Here is a 20270-nt window from a genome sequence, read left to right as displayed (position 1 = left end):
CCCTTCGGGGTGGGCCGTAGCGGACGACGGCGCCTTCATGACGTTTGCCGCAACCGCTCGGCCAAGGCCATGACCAAAGGCCCGAGCTCTTTCTGCTTCAATCGTGCGGCCGCCTCCTCGGGAGGCATCCAGACCCGCCCCCGGTGGCTCTCCTTCCATTCCGCCTCGGGCACCACCCGCCTGACCGCCATCGCATAGACCGTACAGGTGCAGTTGGCGCCCCATTTCTCATATCCATAGGCCCCTAACGGCGCGTCTTCCACATAGCCTTCCACGCCGGCTTCTTCCCAGGCCTCCTTGGCCGCCGAGGCCTGTGGGGTGAGGCCCGGCTCCTTGATGCCTTTGGGCACGACGCTATGATGTTGCTTGCTCGACTGGATGACCAGAATCTCGACGGCCCCCTCGTGCAGGCGGTAGGGGATGACCGAAGACTGAGTATAGTAGTAGGACGGCCGGTCCCGCATCTCCGAAGAGCCCGGCCCGGGAAACGGAAACAGCCTCGGCAGGTCTCCGGGATCCACCCTGTCGAGCAGTTGCCCGCACCCCTTCTTCAGCTTGCCCCAATCGTCGGGAAGTCCGATCCGCAGCAGCATTCCCTTACTCAGCAATTCACCCGATCCGGTCAGATAGGCCGCCAATTGCTTTAGACCGGGATTGTGCCCCACCAGCATCAGCCGCTCTGTACCGTTGGACGCCTTGGCGAGCAAGGACTTCAAATCCTTCAGGGAGGCGTCATAGAGGCGCTCTTCCTTGCTCAGGCCCTCGGTGCCCGCGCCCCCGGCCTTCAAGGACTTCTGAGCCGTGCTCCAAGCCCGTTCCGCGGGCGAGGCGAGGATTGCATCGGGTAACCGCTCATTCTCTTGTAGCCAGACGCCAATCCGCTGAATATCACGCTTGCCCTTGTCTTTGAGTTCGCGATCCCGGTCTTTCGCTCCTCGGCCCGGTTGGGCCTTGCCGTGACGGAGAATGAGTAGTTCACGTGTCATCAAGTGGCTCCCAGCAAGCGTGCCGCGCAAGCGGCGGAAACGCCGTCAAAATCTATCTGTCCGGTAACTTCGTGGCAGGATACATGGGCCAAGGCGGAGAGATAAGCGGATTCATCGAAGGGCATATGGTCGGCCTGGAACCGGCCGTCTCCATATTGGTGGAATGGCCCGGGCGACTTCATCACTGCCCGCAGGAGGTCCCGCCGGTCTGCAAGGTCGACCTCCTGCAATCGCCAAGGCTTTGTCGAGTCCCGCGACCAGTTGAGGATGACGAAGGCAGAGAGCGGCGTTTGCGGAACGATCCGGTCCTCCCCATAGAGGGTCAGGATATCCACGTCGTGTTTTTGCTCCAGCTCCCAAAGCGCCTGGTTGGGCAAGGCGAGAAGTTCCTGGCGCCGTTCGTCATCGATCAAGGGATGAAGGCGCGGGTTATGGACCACGGTGCCGGGATTGATTCGGGGCAGTTTGGGAATACCGCGGGCGATCGTCTTGCCATCCTCCCGGCGCACGAGCAGCCGGTCGTTGGAGACAAAGGTAACGTCGTCTCGTTCAAGCAGGTGCAGCATCAGGGTCGACTTGCCGCCAGCGGACAACCCGGCCAGTCCCAGCCCCTGCCCGTTGGCGGCCAATCCCGCCGCATGGCAGATCAGGTTGCCGCGCTGTTGCAGCCAAGTCATGTATTGGGAGTTGATGAAGTTGATCACCTGGTTTTCGTTCGCCAGACACGGCCCGGCGCAGACCGCCCTATCCGCCGCCTGGAGAAACAGCATTCCGGTCCGAACTTTGCGTACCAGACGGGCATCCGGCAGGTCCGCGTAGGCGTCCTTGCGCCCTGTTTTGCCCGGTTCGCGGCTCCAGTCCGCAAAGGGAATATCACAAGGAACCTCTTCCCTCTGCCAGACTTTCAGTACCCGGTCCGGAACGGTGCTTGGTGCCGACAGATGGCGGAAATAGTGCCGCAGACTGTCAATCAACCGCGCCTCGTTGGAAACCACGCGCAGAGTGAAACCATCGCCTCCCAGGTCCAGGTCCAGGGGGGTGTCGCAAAGAATCAGGTCCCCTGCCATGTGGGACGCCAATACGGCGGCATCGGTCATGGGCGGACCCTTTCCAGAACATGGTCGACATAAAGGGCCGCGGCATCGATCGCGGCCCCTTCCTTGGCACCCCGAAATCCACCGAAGGCTGAAACCTCGAAGATCACCGGTCCGTCCGCTGTCTCGGCCAGATCGACGGTGGTGAAGTCCAGGCCGAACAGATCCACCGCCCGTTTTGCCAGATCGATCCATTCTCCCGGTGGTTCGAACGATGCGTATCGGCCACCGCTGTGGATGGTGGTGTTCCAGGCCTCGCCGCCGGCAACCCGGGCATAGGCTCCCAGGTAATTTCCTTTCAGAAACACAAGCCCCAGGTCCCGCCCCGGAAGATCGAGCTTCCGTTGCAGATACATCACAGGATTGTCGGCATGGAAAGCCTCCACGGCAGCCCGGATCTCCCTATCGGGTGTCGATCCGTTGATGACAGCCATACCCCGGGCCTTGGTGGAGTAAAGGGGCTTGAAAACCGCCGTTCCGAGCCGCCCGACCGCCTCAACGGCCTGGTCGACGCTTTCGGTGACCAGGGTCTCCGGCATGGGGATACCGCCATTGCACAGGGTCACGGTGCAGGCCAGCCGGTCGATGGTCCGCAAGATGGCGTTTGGCGGGCTGAAGACGCGAACACCGGCGGCCTCCGGCAGGCGCAACATCTCCAACCGATCCAGAGCGTGAGGGGAGTAGCTTTCACTGATTTTCTTGATCACCAAGCCATCCAGGGCGCAGAGATCCACATCTCCATGCATCAGGCGGCGCTCGTGAAGGTCGAGAACCACGTCGGCCATGTCGATCACCAGCCGGAAACCGGTCCGTGCCTCCACGGCATCAGCCAGGGCTTCCGTGGACCATTTGCCCGGAATGCCGACGATACCGATTTTGGGTTCAGCCATTGAAAAGCTCCCTTACTGGCACGCGGAACCGCTTGGCGGATTTCGGCGTCAGATTTGCAACCCGTTCCAGCAGGTAGTGCGACCGCATAAACATGCCCGCTGCCTGTTGCCGGTCCAAGATGAATCGGGTCGATGTGGCAAATGAGCGGGCCAGTCCCAGGGCCAGGCGGACCTCGAAAAAGGTGTCATCGGCGCGTTTGGCTTGCGTGCGGGCAAACTGGTAGAAATCCGTCACCACGCCGCGAATGCGAAGCCGGAGCGGCTCGTCGAGGCCTTGAAGACGATAGTTGGACACCATGAACACCGATATATCCTGCACATAATCCATTTGGCAGGAGCGGTGCAGGTCAATGAACCGGATGTCCTTTTCGGCCTGGTCGAACAGGATGTTGTCGATGTTGAAGTCTCCGTGGATATAGACCGAGAACGGGGCTGGATAGCTCTCCTCGACTTTGCGGGCCTGCTCGATCAGCCGCTCGAAGGATTCCGCGCGCAAACCGTTGTAAACCACGCTACCGGAACGGAAATCATGATGAACCGCATAGACGTCTTTTAGCCGACCATGCAGCTGTTCCATGAAACGGGCCGAGACGGTCTGCTCGGATTTGGTCTTGGCCCAGACGGCCTTTAGGGTTCTCTTCAGCCCCGCCAAGCTTTTCTTAAGGGCCGGGGCGGATTCCGTCATTACGATCTGCTCGAAGGTCAAGCCCGGCAGGTGCTGAATCAGCAGCCCGGCTCGATCACCATGCTTGCGATAGGAAAGGATTTTCGGAGCCAGCCCCGGGAATACCCCGTTCCAGACCTCTACTTTCTGGCGTTCCGCCTTGAGCTTGCGCTTCTTGCCATCCTTGAGAACAGCGATGATCTGGTCGTCGTCGTTGTCCGGATCGGATATACCGGACACCCCGCTGCCGGAGCGCGTTTCGGCCAGGGTTTCAATGGTTGCCTGGGCGCCGTTATGCATCTTTTCGAGCGAAGAGCGTAGGGTCTGGTAACGATCGATATCCAGATCCAGACCCAGGTTCGCCGAGATCACCGCCTCGCCAATTGTCAGCAGGGATTCACCCATTTCCTCGATTTTCTGGGCGATATACAGGTTGTCGATGATTACGGTGTTGGATTTCTTCCGTTTGATCAAGCGATTGACCAATCGCTTGTGGTCGCGGGCCAGGCGGGGTTGGGTGCCGCAGACCTCCATGGCGAGTTCCAAGTCGAACCGACCCTCGGCCGTTTCGATGAGCGCGATGCCATGTAGCACTTCACGCATCATGGCCGCGAGGTCCGAGCAGCGACAGTGACCTGATTTGCGCGCCCGACGGGCGTGTCGAACACAGTCGCAGCATAGGTCCGATATACGCGCCAACGCCGTTGCCACGGCTCCCAGCGCCCAGAAAGAGCGCCCGTCCAGGATATTCTTCTTGCGGGACTGAAACACCTCCAGGCACATGCCGTGAATTCTTGCCTTGATCGAGTATATGTAATGGTTACGGTCCATCATTTGTGTCGTCGGGGTCTGTGCCCCGGACTCAAAGAAGCTCTTCAGTTCGGTCGCATGAGAGCGGACCTCGATGATCAAGAAACGCAAATTCTCGTCGATGGGTATGGGGGCCTGCATGTCAGTCGATCCTTCCGAGATAGACCGCGCTGGGCGGGGAACGAAGGATTTCGACAAGCTGACAAGGAAACACCGGTTGCGCTGCCAGGTTATCCAAGGGGAGCCAGACCACACCGACCTGATGGCGGTCGGGTTTCGATCCTGTTGTGGCCTGATAGCTTTCGGGAACGCGGCAGGACAACAGAAACTCGATCTGATGCCGATAGGTTGGCGGATCCGTGTCGCGGGGCTTGAAAAAGTCCGCGACATGAAGAAGCGCGATGATTTCCACGCCCGTTCCGATTTCCTCGCGGCATTCCCGGTTCAGAGCCCGATCGATGGTCTCACCGGGATCTTGCGTGCCGCCCGGCAGCACGTAACGTTCACCGTAGGCCGAGCTGCTCTTGCGCAGCATCAGGATCTTGTCATCACGCCGGATCACGGCGCGCAAGCCGTTTCGGATTCCCGGCAGGACAACACTTGGATGGGGTGTGAGATTCTGGTTCGAAGGCATGGCTTTCATTCCACTATAGCCAATTGAACCGCCGGAGAAAAGGAGACCATACACCGAACCGTCGATTTGGCCCTTCCGCTTTTGACAAGAGCGCTTGTCGAGCCGATGAACAGCTGGCTCGGGCTCCATCCTTGTTCATCTGCCATAGCGCGGACCGCCGCACGCCCGAGGGAGTAATCTCAATCGCCTTCCAACTCGGTCAGGATGACATTCCGGCAGGCCTCGTACAGGGCGGTGACATACTCGTTGTTTTCAAGAAATGCCGAGTTTCCATAGTAGATTTTGACCGGCTTGACCCCATCGAGAATAATTTTCGGCACATGGCGGTCACCATCAGGCACGCACCATTGAGGGACAATGGCGTATCCGAGCCCGGCTTTGATCAGATTGGCGATACTGGTGCTGCCGGAGGTGGAGGTGGAAATATTCGGTTCCTGTCCAAAAATCCCGGAAAGGAAGTCCAAGGAGCGACTTCGAATGGTTTGCCCTGGTTCATAACTGATAAAGGGACGGTCGATCAGCAGGCCGATCTCGCTTTCGGTCAATGTCCGGTCGAACCAGGCTTGCGGATAGATCAAACTCAGGCGGTACTCACAGATCAGGTGCTGCGTGATCACGGAGTCCCCGAAGTGGCGCTCGCTGATACAGACATCCAATGACCCTTCGAGCATCATCTCTTCCAAGATGGTATCCCGTTCAAAGAATGAAAGCTCGATATCAGGGTCGCGCTGTCGGAATTCCGCCAAGACTCTTGCGAAAAAATGATGGAACAGAGCTTGCGGCACCCCCACCCTCAGCACGGTCCGCACATCGTGCATCAAAACCGAAATGCGCGAAAGGATGGTTTCCAACTCCCGACCGAGAGAGGCACGCAAGGCCTTGCCTTGTGGGGTCAAATGAATGAGGCGGGATCCCTTTTCCGCTTCGACCAGCTTGGCGCCATACATCTGTTCCAAGCGGCGCACATGATTGGCCGCCGACTGATAGGAGATATTCAGCTCCCGGGCGGCAGCAGAAAAGGAGCCCGACCGGGCCACGTGATGAAAGGTTTGCAGCAGCGAGATATCGATTTTCTTTCGGGGATGGTCGTCCGGCCTGCTCCCCATGTTGTCCCACCCCTTAAATCCCACTTGAATGGGAATCATTAGGCGGATGCTGGGGCGCCGTCAACAAGGTCCCATAAAACGGACTGCGTTCCAGTTGCGGCAGGTCGATATCCTGATGCCGAAGCAGGCCCCCCCGTTGTTCGGTGCCCGAGCAGAGGATGTCGACGACGCTGCATGCATGGGCGGCGGAGGCCACGGCCAAGGCTCCGGCCTGGGAACCGTCCTCCCGCCTGCGCGAGGGGATGATTTGATGGAATGATCGTTCGTGAATCAGATTGCCGGTATCGCTTGTGCGTTTGAACCGGGCAGTGACAAAGATGATCACCTGATCGGTCTCGATGATCGGCAGGCCATTCATCAACAGGTTTTCGAGCATATCTGTTCGATGGGCCAGCCCCAGATCTTCCAACAAGAAGCGGATGTAATCCAGATGACCCGGGAAACGCAACGTCTTGAATACTAGGGTTTTCAGGCGCCCTTCCAATTGGTCGGCCAACTCGTCGAGACTCCCCGCCGTGGCGAAGGCCTCCAATGCCTGGCCATTGATGGTGAGTTGCTCATACTGAGACAATGGGGATAGTGCTGTTTTTTTCCCCGAGACAATCGCCTGGCACGGGTTCAGGTATTCCTTGACCAACCCGCCGATATTCCAAAGATTGCCATATCCCAGCCGATTGGTTTTTTGAACCGGCAAGACGCCGACGTAGGCTCGGATCTCCGCGTCCTCGCCGCTCTCCCGCGCCATGCTGGCCACCACCGAGGAAATATACCCCGGCGCGATTCCGCATCGGGGAACAAAGGGGCTTTGGGCCCCCTCGGCAATGGCGGCGACGCCCGCCGCCGTGATGTAATCTTCGGTGAGATCCACATAGGGACAGCCCACCTCCCGCGCCACCTGCGCCAGGGGCGCGGCGATGAAGTCCGGTCCCGCCTCGACCACGGCCGCCGCGCCATTCAACAGGCGCTCCATGGCCTCGGTATCGGTCGCGCAGCCTTCAACGGTTTCGTGCCCCAGGGCCTGGGCCTTTCTGACTTGATTCTCCACGGGATCGACCAGAGTCACCGCATAACGAGGGTCCTTGGAGAACATCTGCGCGATGGTCAGTCCCACCCGGCCCGCGCCCGCGATGACAACTCTGTTTCGTTTCTCCTCAATCCCCATGGCTGCCTCTCCTTGTCCTAGCGCAGGTCGGGCTCAATGGAGCCCGGTAATAAACCTGCGCGACCCTGATGAACCCGGTCATGTCGCGTAGGAACTAAGCATGGAAGCGGGCCAGAAACGATTGAAGCCGCTCCAATTCCGGGTTGTGAAGCACCGAGGCCGGGTCGCCGCTGGCGGCGATGTTTCCTTGGTCGAGGAAGATCATTTTGTTCGCCACGTCGGCGGCAAAGGCCATCTCGTGGGTCACCAGGGCCATGGTCATGCCGTTTTCCACCAGCTTCTGAATCACCACCAGCACCTCCCCAACCAGTTCGGGATCAAGGGCCGAGGTAACCTCGTCGAACAGCATCACATCCGGTTTCATGGCCAAAGCCCGGGCAATGGCCACTCTTTGTTTCTGGCCGCCGGAAAGATGATTGGGATAGACATCCCGTTTCTCGGCCAGTCCGACCTGGCTCAGCAATTCCATTCCATCGGAATCCGCTTCAGCTTGCGGGATTTTCCTAACAATCCTTGGCCCCATGGTGACGTTCTCCAAGACCGTTCGGTGGGGGTAGAGATTGAAGTGCTGGAAAACCATGCCGACCCGGCGACGCAATTCACCGATGCCGATCCGGTCTTTCTTGTTTTTGAACGTTGGGATCACCTCCTTGCCCATAAACCGGAGCGTGCCGCCGGTCGGCATTTCCATCATGTTCAGGCAACGGATCAAGGTGGATTTCCCCGACCCGGAAGGGCCGATAATGCCCAGGACGTCGCCTTTGGACAGATCCAAGTCGATCCCCTTGCAGACTTCCAGGTCACCATAGGATTTCTGTAGTCCGCGAACGGATAGTACCGGTACGGTTTCAGTATTCATGGCGTATGGATCCCATCAATCGCTGGCCCGCATCCGCTTTTCGAAACGATCAGCGAACTGGGTGAGGGGGAAAAGCATGGCAAAGTACATGACCGCCGCGATGGTGTAGGATTCCATGGGCCGGTAGGTCTCGCCATTGACGACGTAGGTCATATAGGTCAGTTCAGCCACGGAAATGGCATAAAGCAGAGACGTATTTTTGACCTGAATGACTGACTGATTGATGAAGGCAGGCAGCATTTTCTTGACCGCCTGGGGGAGCACGATATGGCGCATCACCTGGGCCTGGGACATGCCCGATGCGGCGCCGGCTTCCGACTGGCCGCGGTCCACGGCGAGAATGCCGCCCCGGAAGATTTCCGCGTAGAATGATCCCACGTACAATGACAGGGTCATCAATCCGGCAACATAGTTGGGAATCGTCACACCGATCAGCAGCGGCAAGGCGTAGTAAGCCCACATGATCTGAACCAGCAGCGGCGTGCAGCGGAAGACTTCCTGATAGCATCGCGCCGCCAATCGGACCGCCATGAATCTTGAGAGGCGGGCAAAGCAGGTTGTCAATCCGATGACAACACCGATTGCGATCGAGCCGACGGTATAGAGAAATGTGTTGAGCAACCCATCGAAAAACAGATCAAGCGATTGGGATACAGTATAGAAATCCCAGTTGTACATGGCCGTCCACCTCCCATTCTACGCACCAGGCTTAGAAGCGGCGCCCAGCCTATCAAGAAATCGTGGCATTCGAAGCCGTGACCCCAAGAGAATACGGGCCACGGCTTGCAGAGGGGAGGCGTTATCCGCCGATGTCAAAGCCTTCAGGCAGGTCTTCGAGGCCAATGCCGAACGGCGCCAGACCGTTGACGATCCATGTCTGGTTGTTGCCGACCTGGCGATTGTAGTCCGCCCAAGCCGAGACAAAGCCCTTCCATGTTGAATCGGTGTTGTGGTTGAGCCCGATCACGGAGGGAGAAGAAAGCACCGGGTGCGGAACATAGACCATGCCCAACGCCTTGTTTTTCTTGGTCATGACCATGCCGTTCAGGACCGTGTTGATCAGGCCTTCCGCCTTGCCTGTGGCAACGGCGATAATGGCTTCGTCCCGGGTCTTGAACCTAAGGATATTGGCCTTGGGCAGATACTGCTTGGTGATGTTGTCTTGAGCGGACCCCAGATCGACGGCAAAGGTGTGGCTGGGATCATTCAACTCGGCCCAGTTCTTGCCCTTCAGCGCGCTTTTCGGCGAGATGATGACGAAGCTGTTGTAATAGGTGGGCGATGTAAAGTGGATGGACATGGCGCGCTTCGGCAGGGCGGTCAACGCCAAGGCCAGATCGACCTTGCCCGATTGAACATCCAGGATCGAGTTGCCCCAGCTTGATTCCACGACCTCCAGTTTAACGCCGATGGTCTTGGCAATATCCCGAGCCATTTCGACGGCGAAACCCCGCCATTCCCCACTGCGGGGATCCTTGGCGAAATAGGGGTCTTCATTGAGAATGCCCGCCATCCGGAGGGTTCCCCGGTCGCGAATTTCCTTCAGTTTATCGCCAGCCTTGGCGACCGTGGGGGTGATCGCCAGCACGGCAGCGGCCACGAAAGCTGAAATCAGCGTTTTTCTCGAAATCATCAAATCCTCCCAATATGTTCGTGTCGTTGTTTTGTTCGGCGGGCTGGAACGAAGCGCCTGATATGGAACGCCGAGAAACCGCCCTCCTGAATATGCAACACTGTGTAATCGAGCCTGTTTTACAGCGAGTTGGCAATGCAATAAGACGCGCTAACTTTACAAACATATTTGTAACTCTAGGAAACCTTGCTCGGTATCTGGCGTTGCACCTCCCTCAAGCTGCAATAATTTTTGCATTATCGGGTCCAACCTTTGTATCGCGGGGGCTTCGACTCGACGATACCCTTGGGGCTGATCGGAGTGACGTTCAGTCCGCAACACCGACCCGTGGTCGCCATGTCCAACCAGTACGATGTCATAGTCGCAGGAGCCGGAGTCATCGGCGCTTCGGTAGCCTATCACCTTTCAGCCAAGGGCATGAAGGTGGCGGTTGTGGATGCCGTCGGACCCGCGGCCGCGGCCTCGGGAGCTGCGGACGGCGCGGTTTCCGTTTGCAGCAAAAGACCGGGCCCAATGACCCGGCTCGGGCTGGAGTCCTTGCGTTATTGCCATGGTTTGGCCCAGGAGTCCGGGCCTTTGTCCGGTATATTCGCAAAGCGCCCCTCATACTATTTCAGCACGTCGCCGCAGGAAGATCAGGCTCTTGACGATGTCAGCCACAGGCTGGCCGATCTGGGTGATCAGGTCACCGTGCTCGCCGACCGGCAGGGTCTCTCGCCCATGCCCGGGATTGGCCCCATCGTTCATCGGGTCCTGGAGATTTCCGGCGAGGGGCATATGCTCGGCTATGCGGCCGTCAACGCTTTCCTCCGAGCCCGGCCGCTGGATACCTTCTGGCCCTGCAAGGTCTTGGAGGTCGGCGCGACCGGAAACAGCGTTCTGGCCCATACCGACCAGGGGGATCTGGAGGCCCCATACATGGTGCTGGCCACCGGGGGCGGAGCCAAGAGCCTGATCCCGGCGCTGCCCATCACGCCTCGGTCGGGACAGCTCATCGTGACCGAACGAGACCGGCTGCCGGTCCCTTTGGCGGGCGAGTTGATGGCCGGAGCCTATTTGCTCAACAAAAACAAACGCCAAGCGACATTACCCAATCCGCCGATTGTCATCGCCCCCTTGGCCAGCGGGCAATTGCTGGTCGGGAGCACGCGGGAAAACGACGGCGATCCGAGCCGAACCGATTTCAAGACAGTTCAGCGCCTGTTGACCCATGCGGCGAACTGTTACCCGGCCCTGACCCACCTGCGGATTATCCGCGTGTTCGCCGGTGTTCGTGCCGCGGTCGATGACGGCATACCCATTGTCGGGCCTCTGGACAAGGCTCCCAGAGTCATTGTCGCAACAGGCTTCGAAGGCGATGGCATTTGTCTGTGCCCGCTCGTCGGTCGGGAGATTGCCGCGATGATCGCCGGGCAGGCCGTGTCGGAGGATCTGCAGTCCTTGTCCCCGAACCGATTCCGAGAAGGGAGGATGGCGTCATGACATCCAGCATCTACTGGAATGGGCAGGCCGTTCCCTTTCAGCCCGGGGACACCGTGGCAACGGCTCTCATGCGTTCGGGCATCCGCGCTTTCGGGCCAAGCCTGGCCGGCAAGCCACAATCCGTGTTCTGCGGGATCGGACAATGCCAGAGTTGCCTGATTCGGGACGGAGAAGGAGGCTTGACCGAAGCCTGCTTGACCCTGTGCGGGAACGATCTGCGGTTCCAGTCCGTTGATATGCCGCCTGATCGGGGAGGAACCGATGAGGTCTGAGTCCGAGGTTCTCGTGGTGGGTGGCGGCCTATCCGGTCTTTCCGCCGCAACGGCCCTGGCGGAAGGGGGAGTCAGAGTCCGTCTCATTGATCGGACATCGGCTCTTGGCGGCAACATTCACCGGGCGCCAAACCCCGGCGCCGAATCCTTGTCCATGCTGGCGGATCACCAACGGCGTTGGGCGCGGATCGTGGCGCGGTATGAGGCTCAGAAAGAGCGGATCGCGGTCCGGTGCACGACCCGTTTCATGGGGATCGACCAGCGTGGCATGGCCTTGATCACCGGTCGCGAAGAAGGGGCGAACAGGATGATCTGCCCCGCCGCATTGGTCCTGGCCACGGGCGCCGTGGAGCGGGTCACACCACGACCGGGTTGGACCTTGCCCGGCGTGATGACGGTCGGCGGCATTCAAAGCCAGCTCAAATCCACCGGTCGGGCGCCCCTTGGCAGGATTGTCCTGGCTGGAACCGGGCCCATGATGCTGGCCGTCGGTGCCGGTTTGGCCAAGGCTGGAAACCCGCCTTTGGCGATTATTGAGGCGGCACAACCGTTCCGCCACCCCCTGCAAGCCCTCGGTCTGCCCAGGGAATACCTGTTCGAGGCCATGACCTATATGCGAATCTTGATGGCGGCGCGGGTTCCTCTTTTGTCGGGACGTCATGTGTCTCGTATCGAGGGCCGAGGCTCCTCGTCCTCTCTCAAGGTGATTGTCGAGGACAGGCACGGTCGGACCCGAATCCTCGAGTCCGACCTGCTGGGGCTGCATGACGGATTGCGGGAAAACACCTTTGGCCTCGATTCGGCCTTGAGCATTCCCGTCCGATCCACGGGCGATTGCCGGGAACTATTGGGAGCCCGCGCGGCAGCAGCGGACGGATTACGCGTGGGCCACGAATTGGCCGCCCATTTGACCGGCGCGGAGGTCGTTCGGGAGCCAGGCAATACCTTGGACCGTCAACGCCGGGCCCAAACCCGTCTGCGGGCCGTTTACGATCATCCGGATCCATTTGATCTCGATCGCATGCCGGATGACACCGTCCTTTGCCGCTGCGAGAACCGGACCTTGGGAGACCTGCGCGCGCTGGGAACAGCCACCGACAGAGAACTTCGCCTGCTCGGTCGTTTTGCCATGGGGGCCTGCCAAGGGCGCTTCTGCGCCGAATGGGTGCGGCGACTGACCAGCGACTCTCCCTTCTCAGACACCTCGACCATCGGACGACCCCGCTGGCCGGTCAGCCCCCTCTCCGTGCAGGCCTTGATCAAGGCCGTCGATGAATCAGAGCATGCCCCTGAAAACGAAAGCCCTTGAAATGATGTCCCAGAGAATTGCCATGCCTGCCCCGACCGACACCGAAACCTTTCAGGTTTTCAACCCGTTTACCGGTGCCTCCGTCGGCGAACTGTGTTCGGCGGATCCGAGCGAGATCAACGAAAAAGTCGCTATGGCCCGGCGCGCCGCCGAAGAATTCCGGTTTTCGACCCCCTACCAGCGCAGGTCCTTGATCGAGAAGATCGTCGCACTGGTCGCCCGGGACCGGGAAATACTGGCAGCGACGGTCTGCGCCGAGGTCGGCAAGACGATCACCGAGGCCCTGCGGGAAATCATCCGAGCCGGAAACACCCTTCGGCTGTCCGGGGACGCAACAACCTTCCTGGATGGCGAGGTTCTTCATTGCGGGGTGGTGGCACAGGGCGTGGATCGCCAGGCCGTGGTGACCTATGTCCCCACCGGGGTCGTCGCGGCAATCACTCCGTTCAACTATCCGGTCAATCTGTTGTGCCACAAGCTCGGCCCCGCCCTTGCGGCAGGCAATGCCGTGATCGTCAAACCCTCGCCCAAAGCGCCCCTTGCGGCTCAGCACCTGGTCGATCTGTGCCAGGAGGCCGGAGCGCCGAAGGGATTGGTCCAGATCGTTCACGGCGGGGCGGAATGCGCCTTGTCCCTGGTCCGCGCGCCCATCGACCTATTGAGCTTTACCGGCGGCCCGGCAGGCGGGTTGGCATTGAAACAGGCCAGCGGGTTGGTCCGGTGTCTGATGGAATTGGGTGGTAACGATCCCTTATTCGTACTGCCTGACGCGGATCTGGACGCCGCGGCCAAAACCGCCGTGTTGCAGCGTTTCGAGATCGCCGGACAAAGCTGCGCGGCGGTCAAGAAGCTGTATATCCACGAGTCTGTTCGTAAATCGTTCCTGGACCGGCTGATGCCGCTGGTCGAGGCAACCTCCCTCGGTGATCCGGCGGAACCAGCCACCCACATGGGCCCGGTGATCGACGAGGCGGCGGCACAAGAAGTGATGGACCGCCTGGAGGAAGCCACCCACCGGGGCGCCCGGATCCTCGCTGGCGGAACGCGGACCGGCACCATGGTCGCGCCAACGGTGATCGACCGACTGGACCCGAACACGCGATTGCTGAAGACGGAAACCTTCGGACCGGTTCTGGCCCTGCGCGGCTTTACCGATCTCAATGCCGCCATGGCCGAGATCAATGCCAGCGACTATGGACTACAGGCCGGCATCTACAGCAACAGCCATGATCAGATCCGCAAGCTGGCTCGGGGCCTGCGGGTCGGTGGTGTCATGGTCAACGAGGGCCCGGACTTCCGCGCCGAGCATGTACCCTTCGGCGGCGTGAAGGGGTCCGGGCTCGGGCGCGAGGGCGTCCGCATTGCGATCCGGGAAATGTCGGAAACCAAAGTGGTGATCGATTAAATGGCCGGGCAAGACACAATCTTGGCCGTGGTCGGTGCCTCCGGCAAGGTGGGGCGGGAACTCGTCGCGCTGATGCGGAAACCGGGATCGAAATGGCAGGTGATTCCCATTGTCTCGGCGCAATCGGCAAAAGACGGAAAAGGCGATGACCTGGCAGGCGCCCAACTGGAGAAATGCGACGCGGTGATCGATTTTTCGACTCCCGCGGCGACCATGGCGCTTCTCGACCGGCTAGGGGGAATGGCAACGCCCCTGGTTGTCGGCACAACCGGATTTACAGCCGAACAGGCCGACCGATTAACCGCCGAAGGCGCCGTCCGCCCGATCCTCGTCGGCACCAATTTCACCCATGGATTTGAAGACTTCCTCAAGGCCGCGAGCGATCTAGTCGCCGGTCTGCCTGACGCAGCGGTAACCGTGGGAGAGATCTATAACGCGCGAAAAAAGAAACTGGCCTCGGGAACGACCCAGCGCATGACAACGCTTTTTGAATCCATCAAGGAATTAGATGGGTCAGAGCGGCATATCACTCAGGACATCCAAAGAATCGGCGATACGCCCGGCGTGAACAGGGTCACCTTGGCCTATGGCGCCGCCACCATTGATCTCACCCTTACGGTTCATTCGCGCGCGGCCTATGCCATGGGTGCGGTGCGGGCCGCGCAGTGGCTCATCGGCCGACCGAACGGATACTACGCCCCGGTCCATATGCTGCCCTAGTCAATACAGCTCAAGGAGTTTCCCATGCCCGAACAAAGACGGCTCGACGGTGTTTTCACCGCCCTTGTCACGCCATTCACCGACCGGGGCGACATCGATTGGTCGGCGTTCGACGCCCTCATCGACCGGCAATTACAGGCGGGCATCTCGGGTTTGCTACCGGTGGGAACCACCGGAGAAGCGGCAACATTGTCCGAAGATGAAGCAGTGTCGCTGATCGAGCGGACGGTCAAGCGGGTCGACGGCCAAGCCTATGTCCTCGCGGGAACCGGATCGAATGCCACGGATAAGGCCGTCAAGGCCACCCGGCGCGCGGCGGATGTCGGCGTGGATGGCGTCCTGCTGGTCACCCCCTACTACAACAAGCCATCGCAAAGGGGGTTGGTGGCACATTTTCAGGCGATCGCAGACTGCGCCGCGGTAGACAATGTGCTCTACAGCGTGCCGGGTCGCGCCGGGATTGCCATCGAACCCGAAACCGCCGCGGAACTCTGCCAGTCCCGCACCAACATCGTCGCCCTCAAGGAAGCGGGGGGGGACCCGGCCCGGGTGACCGCGCTTCGGGCAGCCTGCGGCCCTTCGTTCGCCATTCATTGCGGCGATGACGGGCTGGCGCTGCCGTTTTATGCCCTGGGGGCCAGCGGATTGACCAGCGTGCTTGCCAATTTCGATCCAGAGATCTGCGTCGCCCTTTACCAAGCCTGGCAGAGCGGGGACCATCAGCGCGCCCTGGCACTCCACGAGATCTTGACACCCTTTGCCAGGGCCTTGTTTATTGAAAGCAGTCCCGCACCGGTCAAGGCGGCCATGGCCCTTCGGGCATGGGTCGGAGACACCTTGCGGCTTCCCCTGGTCCCCATGGGCCAGGAGACCTTGGCCCTGTTGGTTGCCGCGCTGAACCAGTACGCCGAAGATCGTGGACGCGTCATGAACGCGTGAGGATCATGGAATCGACCTGCTTCTCGGTGCCTGCCCCCGTCAAGAACCGGACCTTCATTTCCATCTCACGCGAGTCCGGTTTGTGGCCGGGCGACATGGCTCATTGGAATATCATCCCCATCAGCTTGTCCAAGCTTTCACGCGCATTCGCTCTATGTGATTCGTATTGCGCATGGGCATCAACGGGCGCGCTTTTGTCCAACCGAATGGACCAAAGCGGGGCAATCTCGGTGGGCAAAAACGAATACCGCATATCGATGATTCTCATGCTGTCGTTTTCGGCCTTGGCGAGAAAATTGTCGCTGAACCAAGCAAAGCGCTCAATATCCCGCGCCTGTCGCGATGATTTGTCGAGCCAGGGAAAATCCCGATCGACATCCAGTTTGAGGATGGATGTACCGGGATAGGTCGCTGGTTTCGGATTTGGGCGGATGCCATCCACATAAAAGCGGCCATCCGCTTCGTAAATGCTTTTCCAGACAACCAGGTTGCCGAAGGTCGGCTTGACTTCCAGACGGACGGGCCGATGCCCGCGCTGCTCGGCCACCTGTTCCGCCAGGGCTGTCGCTGCCAGATTCTGGTAGGCGCCGACCCCCAGGTAGGCCAGCGCCCAGACCATCGCCGCCCGGGCCCACAGGTTTTTCTTGCTGAGAACAGAAACGATCACCAGCAGAAAAACGGGACCGGTGAACAAGGGATCGACAATGGAAATGATGCTGGCGGCAAAGCGTGTGTCGCTGAAGGGCCAGAGAAGCTGGGTGCCATATGACGTTGCGGCGTCCAACAGGCCGTGCGTCGCATACCCCAGCGCACTGAACATCCAGATGAGCCAGAAATTCGGCCCGATCCATTTTCGAAACAGCATATAGAGCAACAGGGCGACGCCCAGACTACCCACCGGGATGAACGCCAATGAATGAGTGAACTGGCGATGGTATTCCAAAAACAACAAGCTGTCGGAGGATGATCGAATGAGAACATCCAAATCCGCCGCCATACCGGCCATGAATCCGACGATACCGGCCAGTTTTTCACGGCCTGCCGAGCGTGTTGACAAGGGTAGGGCTGCGCCGATCGCCCCTTGGGTTAACGGATCCATGTCACTTCCAGAAATGATACTGACCAAAGCCGCAGGACTGTTTTCGCCCTTGCGAGCCAACTGTTGCCGACGATAGCTTTCATATTCTGTTTGTCCAACGGGAAACCGCCCTTGTACAAATTGATTCCATGAGCGTCGCTGCTCATTCGCGATTGTTGACAGAAACACCTATAGGCTGGGGGATGTAATTTGTTTTCCAAGACGACATTCAAGGGTTTTATCTATGCCTGCATCGCGGTGGTTTTGACGGGCCTGTTGTCCAAACCCTCGCCGGCCCACGATGTGCAAATCTCGGCAACCGAAGTAAAGAAAATGCCGTTGGTGAACGTGACGGAGTCAGTCTACGTGATCCATGGCATGGTGTCGCTGCCGACCAACGAAAACAAGGCGTTCATCAACAACCCAGGTTTCGTGGTGACGCCATCCGGCGTGGTGGTGATCGACCCCGGTAGCAGCACCGGCGTTGGCGAAATCCTGTTGGATCACATCAAATCCGTCACCACCAAACCCGTCGTCGCGGTGATCAACACGCATGTTCATGGGGACCACTGGTTTGGCAATCACGCGATCCGCAAGGCCTATCCCCTTGTGCCCATCTATGCGCACGAAAATGCCATCAAGCGCATACACGACGGGGCGGACCAAGAGTGGCTGAGCTTGTTTAAGGGCATGGCGCCGGTCGCCATGGCGGGTACGGAAATTGTCCGGCCTGACCAAACGCTGGTTGGTGGAGAGACTCTGCGGTTGGGGGGCGAGGCGTTCAACATTCTCTATCCCGTCGACCACGCGCATACGGACTCCGACATTATGATCGAGATTCCAGGCGAACAGACGCTGTTCCTTGGAGATGTGGTGATGAACCGACGGGCATTTGGCAACCGACCGCACGAAAGCTCATTTGCCGGGATTGAGGAGGCGGTTCGGATTGTGTTGGAACGCCCAAACATCAAGCACTATATCCCCGGGCATGGAAACACCGGCGGGCGGGAAATGGTCGAGAATTTCCTGTCTCTCGTTTCAACCATGCGAAGCGCTGTCACCAAATACTACGAAGCAGGGGAGGCCGATTTCGAAATGCGCGACAAGGTTCTGTCGGAACTCTCGGCATACCAACATTGGTACGGTTTTGACCAATTGGGGCGGACTCTTAGCTTTATTTACCTGGAAGTCGAAAACGAAAACTTCTGAAGGCTTTCGCGTTTAATATGACCCATTCTGACCGAATTGTTTTGCCTCAGGGGCAGGCAGGCCAAGCCAATTCCACGCCTCAGTGTTGCGTCAATCGAAAATAGGAATGTCAAGAAAACTGGAGGCCCATCCACTGCTCCCATACCCGAAAGCCCGGACAAGGGTCTGGCCGCGAATCCTGCGTTTGGGAGAAATGCCATTGACGGGAGCAAATGGGTCTTGATCGCCCTTGCAGAAGAGGGATCACCCTACGGAATTGACGGGTTACCCTATCTCATGGGGGGAGAAATCGGCTGTTCCACCAAAACGTTCCGGCTCCTGCGCGCAGGCATCGTGCCAAATCGAGTTGGCCTATCTCCGGCTCCTTGGCAGCGTCATCCACGACAAAGCTTGCTGAAAAGGCGCCGACCGCCGTTACCCCGGAAAACCAGGGAAATCGCGAGACGACCACTAAGACATTGAAAAGAATGGCGCGCCCGAGAGGATTCGAACCCCTAACCTCCTGATCCGTAGTCAGGTGCTCTATCCAGTTGAGCTACGGGCGCAGGGCGAGGGAGACAGGCTCCCCGCCAAAGAGAGCGGGACCATACTCAAACCGCCCAAAGAGGTCAAGAGGCCGAATGCGAATGGGAAAAGAACTTTCGCTACAATGAAATCGCTGCTTGTCGCGCTTCCCGGCTTTGTTTAATATCCTGAAAAATCTCAGGGGGAATGGCATTTGCCGACTGGTATAGGTTGCACGTTAACCAATCATCCACTAATCCCCGGCCATAGTGTCAGTCCTTGGGGGCATCAGACAGACGCGCGTGATGAATAAAAGCATTAGAATAATGTTATTGAGCTCCGTGCTCCTGGTTCCGGCCTGTTCCTTTACGGAAGAAGCCTTGTGGCCCTCTTTGACCGGAGAGGACCCTGCAGGAGAGGATCAAGCCGCGACGCAGACCGCCGAAGGGCAGGACGCGGTCCCGGCCGGATTGCAGACCACACCCGTTGAGCCCGCGGCGCCGGTGGCACCCATGCCGCAATTGGGCACCGGTGATTTTCAGCCTCAATCCGTGAGCCCCGGCGTGCCCACGGGCACCTATGTGGGCAAGAAAGTCATCGAGATGCGCGACGAACTCTCTCGTTTGCACGGCTCGATCACTCAGCATAACGAACAATTGCAGCAGGTGCGCGCCGGAACCGTCCAGCATGCCCAGCGATTCCACGGCACCTTGGCCGCCATCTATGCCCGCTTGCAGGTGGGCACCACCCCCGGCAACCCGATTCTCGTGCAGCAGTACAATAGCGCGCTGGAAGACCTGGACCGCATGGGCGCCAATATCGCCGAAATGAACAAGGTTTCCCAGTCCGTCACCGCCGACGCCACCATGGCCGGGTATCTAACCGAAGCCGTGACCTCGTCGTTCCGCTTGTCCGGTGCCGTTGACGAAGATCACGAGCAGTTGGCCGTCTTGGAAGACGAAACCAAGCGCACCGCCGTTCTCATCGAGCGCCTTTTGGGCGAACTGTCCGACGACATGCGCCGCTCCACCGACTATGTGCGCGGCGCCCGCGCCGACCTGAATACCTTGGGCGTCGGGGTCAAGACCGGTGAAATGTTCGGCCAGAGCCTGACCCATCAAGTGGGGGGCCCCGGCTTGCAGGTGGGCTCCAGCCCGATGGATACCACAGGCCGTCGTCCGGTGGTGCTGATCCGCTTCGACCGTGAAAACGTGCCCTATCAACAGGCTCTCTACAATGCCGTCAGTCAGGTCTTGAAGGCACGTCCGGATGCCACCTTCGATCTGGTAGCCGTTGCACCGGCTGCCGGGGGCAATGCCCGCGTCGCTCTCAACACCAGCCGCGCCAAGCGGAGCGCCGAGGGTGTCTTGCGGGAACTGGTGGATATGGGGCTGCCGCCGAATCGGATTATCGTCTCGGCGCGTACCAGCGTCACGGCGATTTCCAATGAAGTGCATCTCTACCTGCGTTAGAGCCTCATCCGACCCTTGATTTCGCGACCGCAATGACCCACA

At 59.4% G+C, this 20270-nt stretch carries 19 protein-coding genes and 1 tRNA gene; 8 read left to right on the top strand and 12 right to left on the bottom strand.

Features of this window, described 5'->3' with window-relative positions:
• Positions 1 to 35: 35 nt before the first annotated feature.
• The 10 genes from MGMAQ_RS20145 to MGMAQ_RS00750 form a co-directional block, all read right to left on the bottom strand.
• Positions 36 to 986: an NUDIX domain-containing protein gene (locus tag MGMAQ_RS20145; RefSeq protein WP_046020028.1), complete on the bottom strand. Its 951-nt coding sequence runs from the start codon at positions 984 to 986 to the stop codon at positions 36 to 38.
• Positions 986 to 2083, bottom strand: a complete 1098-nt coding sequence (locus MGMAQ_RS00790) for an HprK-related kinase B (protein ID WP_046020027.1) — start codon at positions 2081 to 2083, stop codon at positions 986 to 988. The genes MGMAQ_RS20145 and MGMAQ_RS00790 overlap by 1 nt, the downstream gene beginning before the upstream one ends.
• Positions 2080 to 2970: a GAK system ATP-grasp enzyme gene (locus MGMAQ_RS00785; protein ID WP_046020026.1), complete on the bottom strand. Its 891-nt coding sequence runs from the start codon at positions 2968 to 2970 to the stop codon at positions 2080 to 2082. Before MGMAQ_RS00785 ends, MGMAQ_RS00790 begins: the two co-directional genes overlap by 4 nt.
• Positions 2963 to 4585 carry an aminoglycoside phosphotransferase family protein gene (locus tag MGMAQ_RS00780; RefSeq protein ID WP_046020025.1) on the bottom strand — a complete coding sequence of 541 codons (1623 nt, stop codon included), beginning with the start codon at positions 4583 to 4585 and terminating at the stop codon, positions 2963 to 2965. The genes MGMAQ_RS00785 and MGMAQ_RS00780 overlap by 8 nt, the downstream gene beginning before the upstream one ends.
• Before the next feature lies 1 nt (position 4586).
• Complete coding sequence (locus tag MGMAQ_RS00775) at positions 4587 to 5087, bottom strand: NUDIX domain-containing protein (protein ID WP_158498738.1); 501 nt, start codon at positions 5085 to 5087, stop codon at positions 4587 to 4589.
• A 170-nt stretch (positions 5088 to 5257) separates the two neighbouring features.
• The gene (locus MGMAQ_RS00770) at positions 5258 to 6184 is read right to left on the bottom strand and encodes a LysR family transcriptional regulator (RefSeq protein ID WP_046020024.1); all 927 of its coding nucleotides are present in this window, start codon (positions 6182 to 6184) and stop codon (positions 5258 to 5260) included.
• Between the two features lie 13 nt (positions 6185 to 6197).
• Positions 6198 to 7346, bottom strand: coding sequence for a saccharopine dehydrogenase family protein (locus MGMAQ_RS00765; RefSeq protein WP_046020023.1), 1149 nt, complete (start codon positions 7344 to 7346; stop codon positions 6198 to 6200).
• A gap of 94 nt (positions 7347 to 7440) precedes the next feature.
• Entirely contained in the window at positions 7441 to 8205 is a 765-nt protein-coding gene (locus MGMAQ_RS00760; protein WP_046020022.1) for an amino acid ABC transporter ATP-binding protein, read from the bottom strand.
• A gap of 15 nt (positions 8206 to 8220) precedes the next feature.
• Entirely contained in the window at positions 8221 to 8883 is a 663-nt protein-coding gene (locus MGMAQ_RS00755) for an amino acid ABC transporter permease (RefSeq protein ID WP_046020021.1), read from the bottom strand.
• 121 nt (positions 8884 to 9004) lie between these two features.
• Positions 9005 to 9838, bottom strand: a complete 834-nt coding sequence (locus MGMAQ_RS00750) for a transporter substrate-binding domain-containing protein (RefSeq protein ID WP_046020020.1) — start codon at positions 9836 to 9838, stop codon at positions 9005 to 9007.
• A 285-nt stretch (positions 9839 to 10123) separates the two neighbouring features.
• Between MGMAQ_RS00750 and MGMAQ_RS00745 the strand changes: the two genes are divergently transcribed.
• Genes MGMAQ_RS00745 through dapA form a run of 6 tightly spaced genes read left to right on the top strand, consistent with a single transcriptional unit; the run spans position 10124 to position 15965 of the window.
• A complete protein-coding gene (locus MGMAQ_RS00745) occupies positions 10124 to 11320 on the top strand; it encodes an FAD-binding oxidoreductase (RefSeq protein WP_148560774.1) in 1197 nt (398 codons plus the stop codon).
• Positions 11317 to 11592: a 2Fe-2S iron-sulfur cluster-binding protein gene (locus MGMAQ_RS00740; RefSeq protein ID WP_046020019.1), complete on the top strand. Its 276-nt coding sequence runs from the start codon at positions 11317 to 11319 to the stop codon at positions 11590 to 11592. The genes MGMAQ_RS00745 and MGMAQ_RS00740 overlap by 4 nt, the downstream gene beginning before the upstream one ends.
• Positions 11582 to 12901 carry an FAD/NAD(P)-binding oxidoreductase gene (locus tag MGMAQ_RS00735; protein WP_046020018.1) on the top strand — a complete coding sequence of 440 codons (1320 nt, stop codon included), beginning with the start codon at positions 11582 to 11584 and terminating at the stop codon, positions 12899 to 12901. The genes MGMAQ_RS00740 and MGMAQ_RS00735 overlap by 11 nt, the downstream gene beginning before the upstream one ends.
• The gene (locus MGMAQ_RS00730) at positions 12876 to 14306 is read left to right on the top strand and encodes an aldehyde dehydrogenase family protein (protein ID WP_198409146.1); all 1431 of its coding nucleotides are present in this window, start codon (positions 12876 to 12878) and stop codon (positions 14304 to 14306) included. Before MGMAQ_RS00735 ends, MGMAQ_RS00730 begins: the two co-directional genes overlap by 26 nt.
• Positions 14307 to 15026 carry a dihydrodipicolinate reductase C-terminal domain-containing protein gene (locus tag MGMAQ_RS00725; RefSeq protein WP_046020017.1) on the top strand — a complete coding sequence of 240 codons (720 nt, stop codon included), beginning with the start codon at positions 14307 to 14309 and terminating at the stop codon, positions 15024 to 15026.
• 24 nt (positions 15027 to 15050) lie between these two features.
• Positions 15051 to 15965, top strand: coding sequence for a 4-hydroxy-tetrahydrodipicolinate synthase (dapA, locus tag MGMAQ_RS00720; protein WP_046020016.1), 915 nt, complete (start codon positions 15051 to 15053; stop codon positions 15963 to 15965).
• A gap of 100 nt (positions 15966 to 16065) precedes the next feature.
• On the opposite strand, the gene MGMAQ_RS00715 is transcribed toward dapA, so the two are convergent.
• Entirely contained in the window at positions 16066 to 17232 is a 1167-nt protein-coding gene (locus tag MGMAQ_RS00715) for a metal-dependent hydrolase (RefSeq protein ID WP_198409145.1), read from the bottom strand.
• Positions 17233 to 17307: 75 nt separating this feature from the next.
• Between MGMAQ_RS00715 and MGMAQ_RS00710 the strand changes: the two genes are divergently transcribed.
• Complete coding sequence (locus MGMAQ_RS00710; protein ID WP_148560773.1) at positions 17308 to 18252, top strand: MBL fold metallo-hydrolase; 945 nt, start codon at positions 17308 to 17310, stop codon at positions 18250 to 18252.
• A 468-nt stretch (positions 18253 to 18720) separates the two neighbouring features.
• Here the strand turns inward: MGMAQ_RS00710 and MGMAQ_RS00705 are convergent.
• Positions 18721 to 18797: transfer RNA gene (locus MGMAQ_RS00705), tRNA-Arg, on the bottom strand.
• Positions 18798 to 19097: 300 nt separating this feature from the next.
• On the opposite strand from MGMAQ_RS00705, the gene MGMAQ_RS00700 reads away from it, so the two are divergent.
• Complete coding sequence (locus MGMAQ_RS00700) at positions 19098 to 20228, top strand: hypothetical protein (protein ID WP_252508663.1); 1131 nt, start codon at positions 19098 to 19100, stop codon at positions 20226 to 20228.
• Positions 20229 to 20270: the final 42 nt, after the last annotated feature.

It is taken from the genome of Magnetospira sp. QH-2 (assembly GCF_000968135.1).
In the GTDB taxonomy this organism is placed as follows: Bacteria; Pseudomonadota; Alphaproteobacteria; order Rhodospirillales; family Magnetospiraceae; genus Magnetospira.
This window is presented reverse-complemented; position numbering and strand designations above follow the sequence as displayed.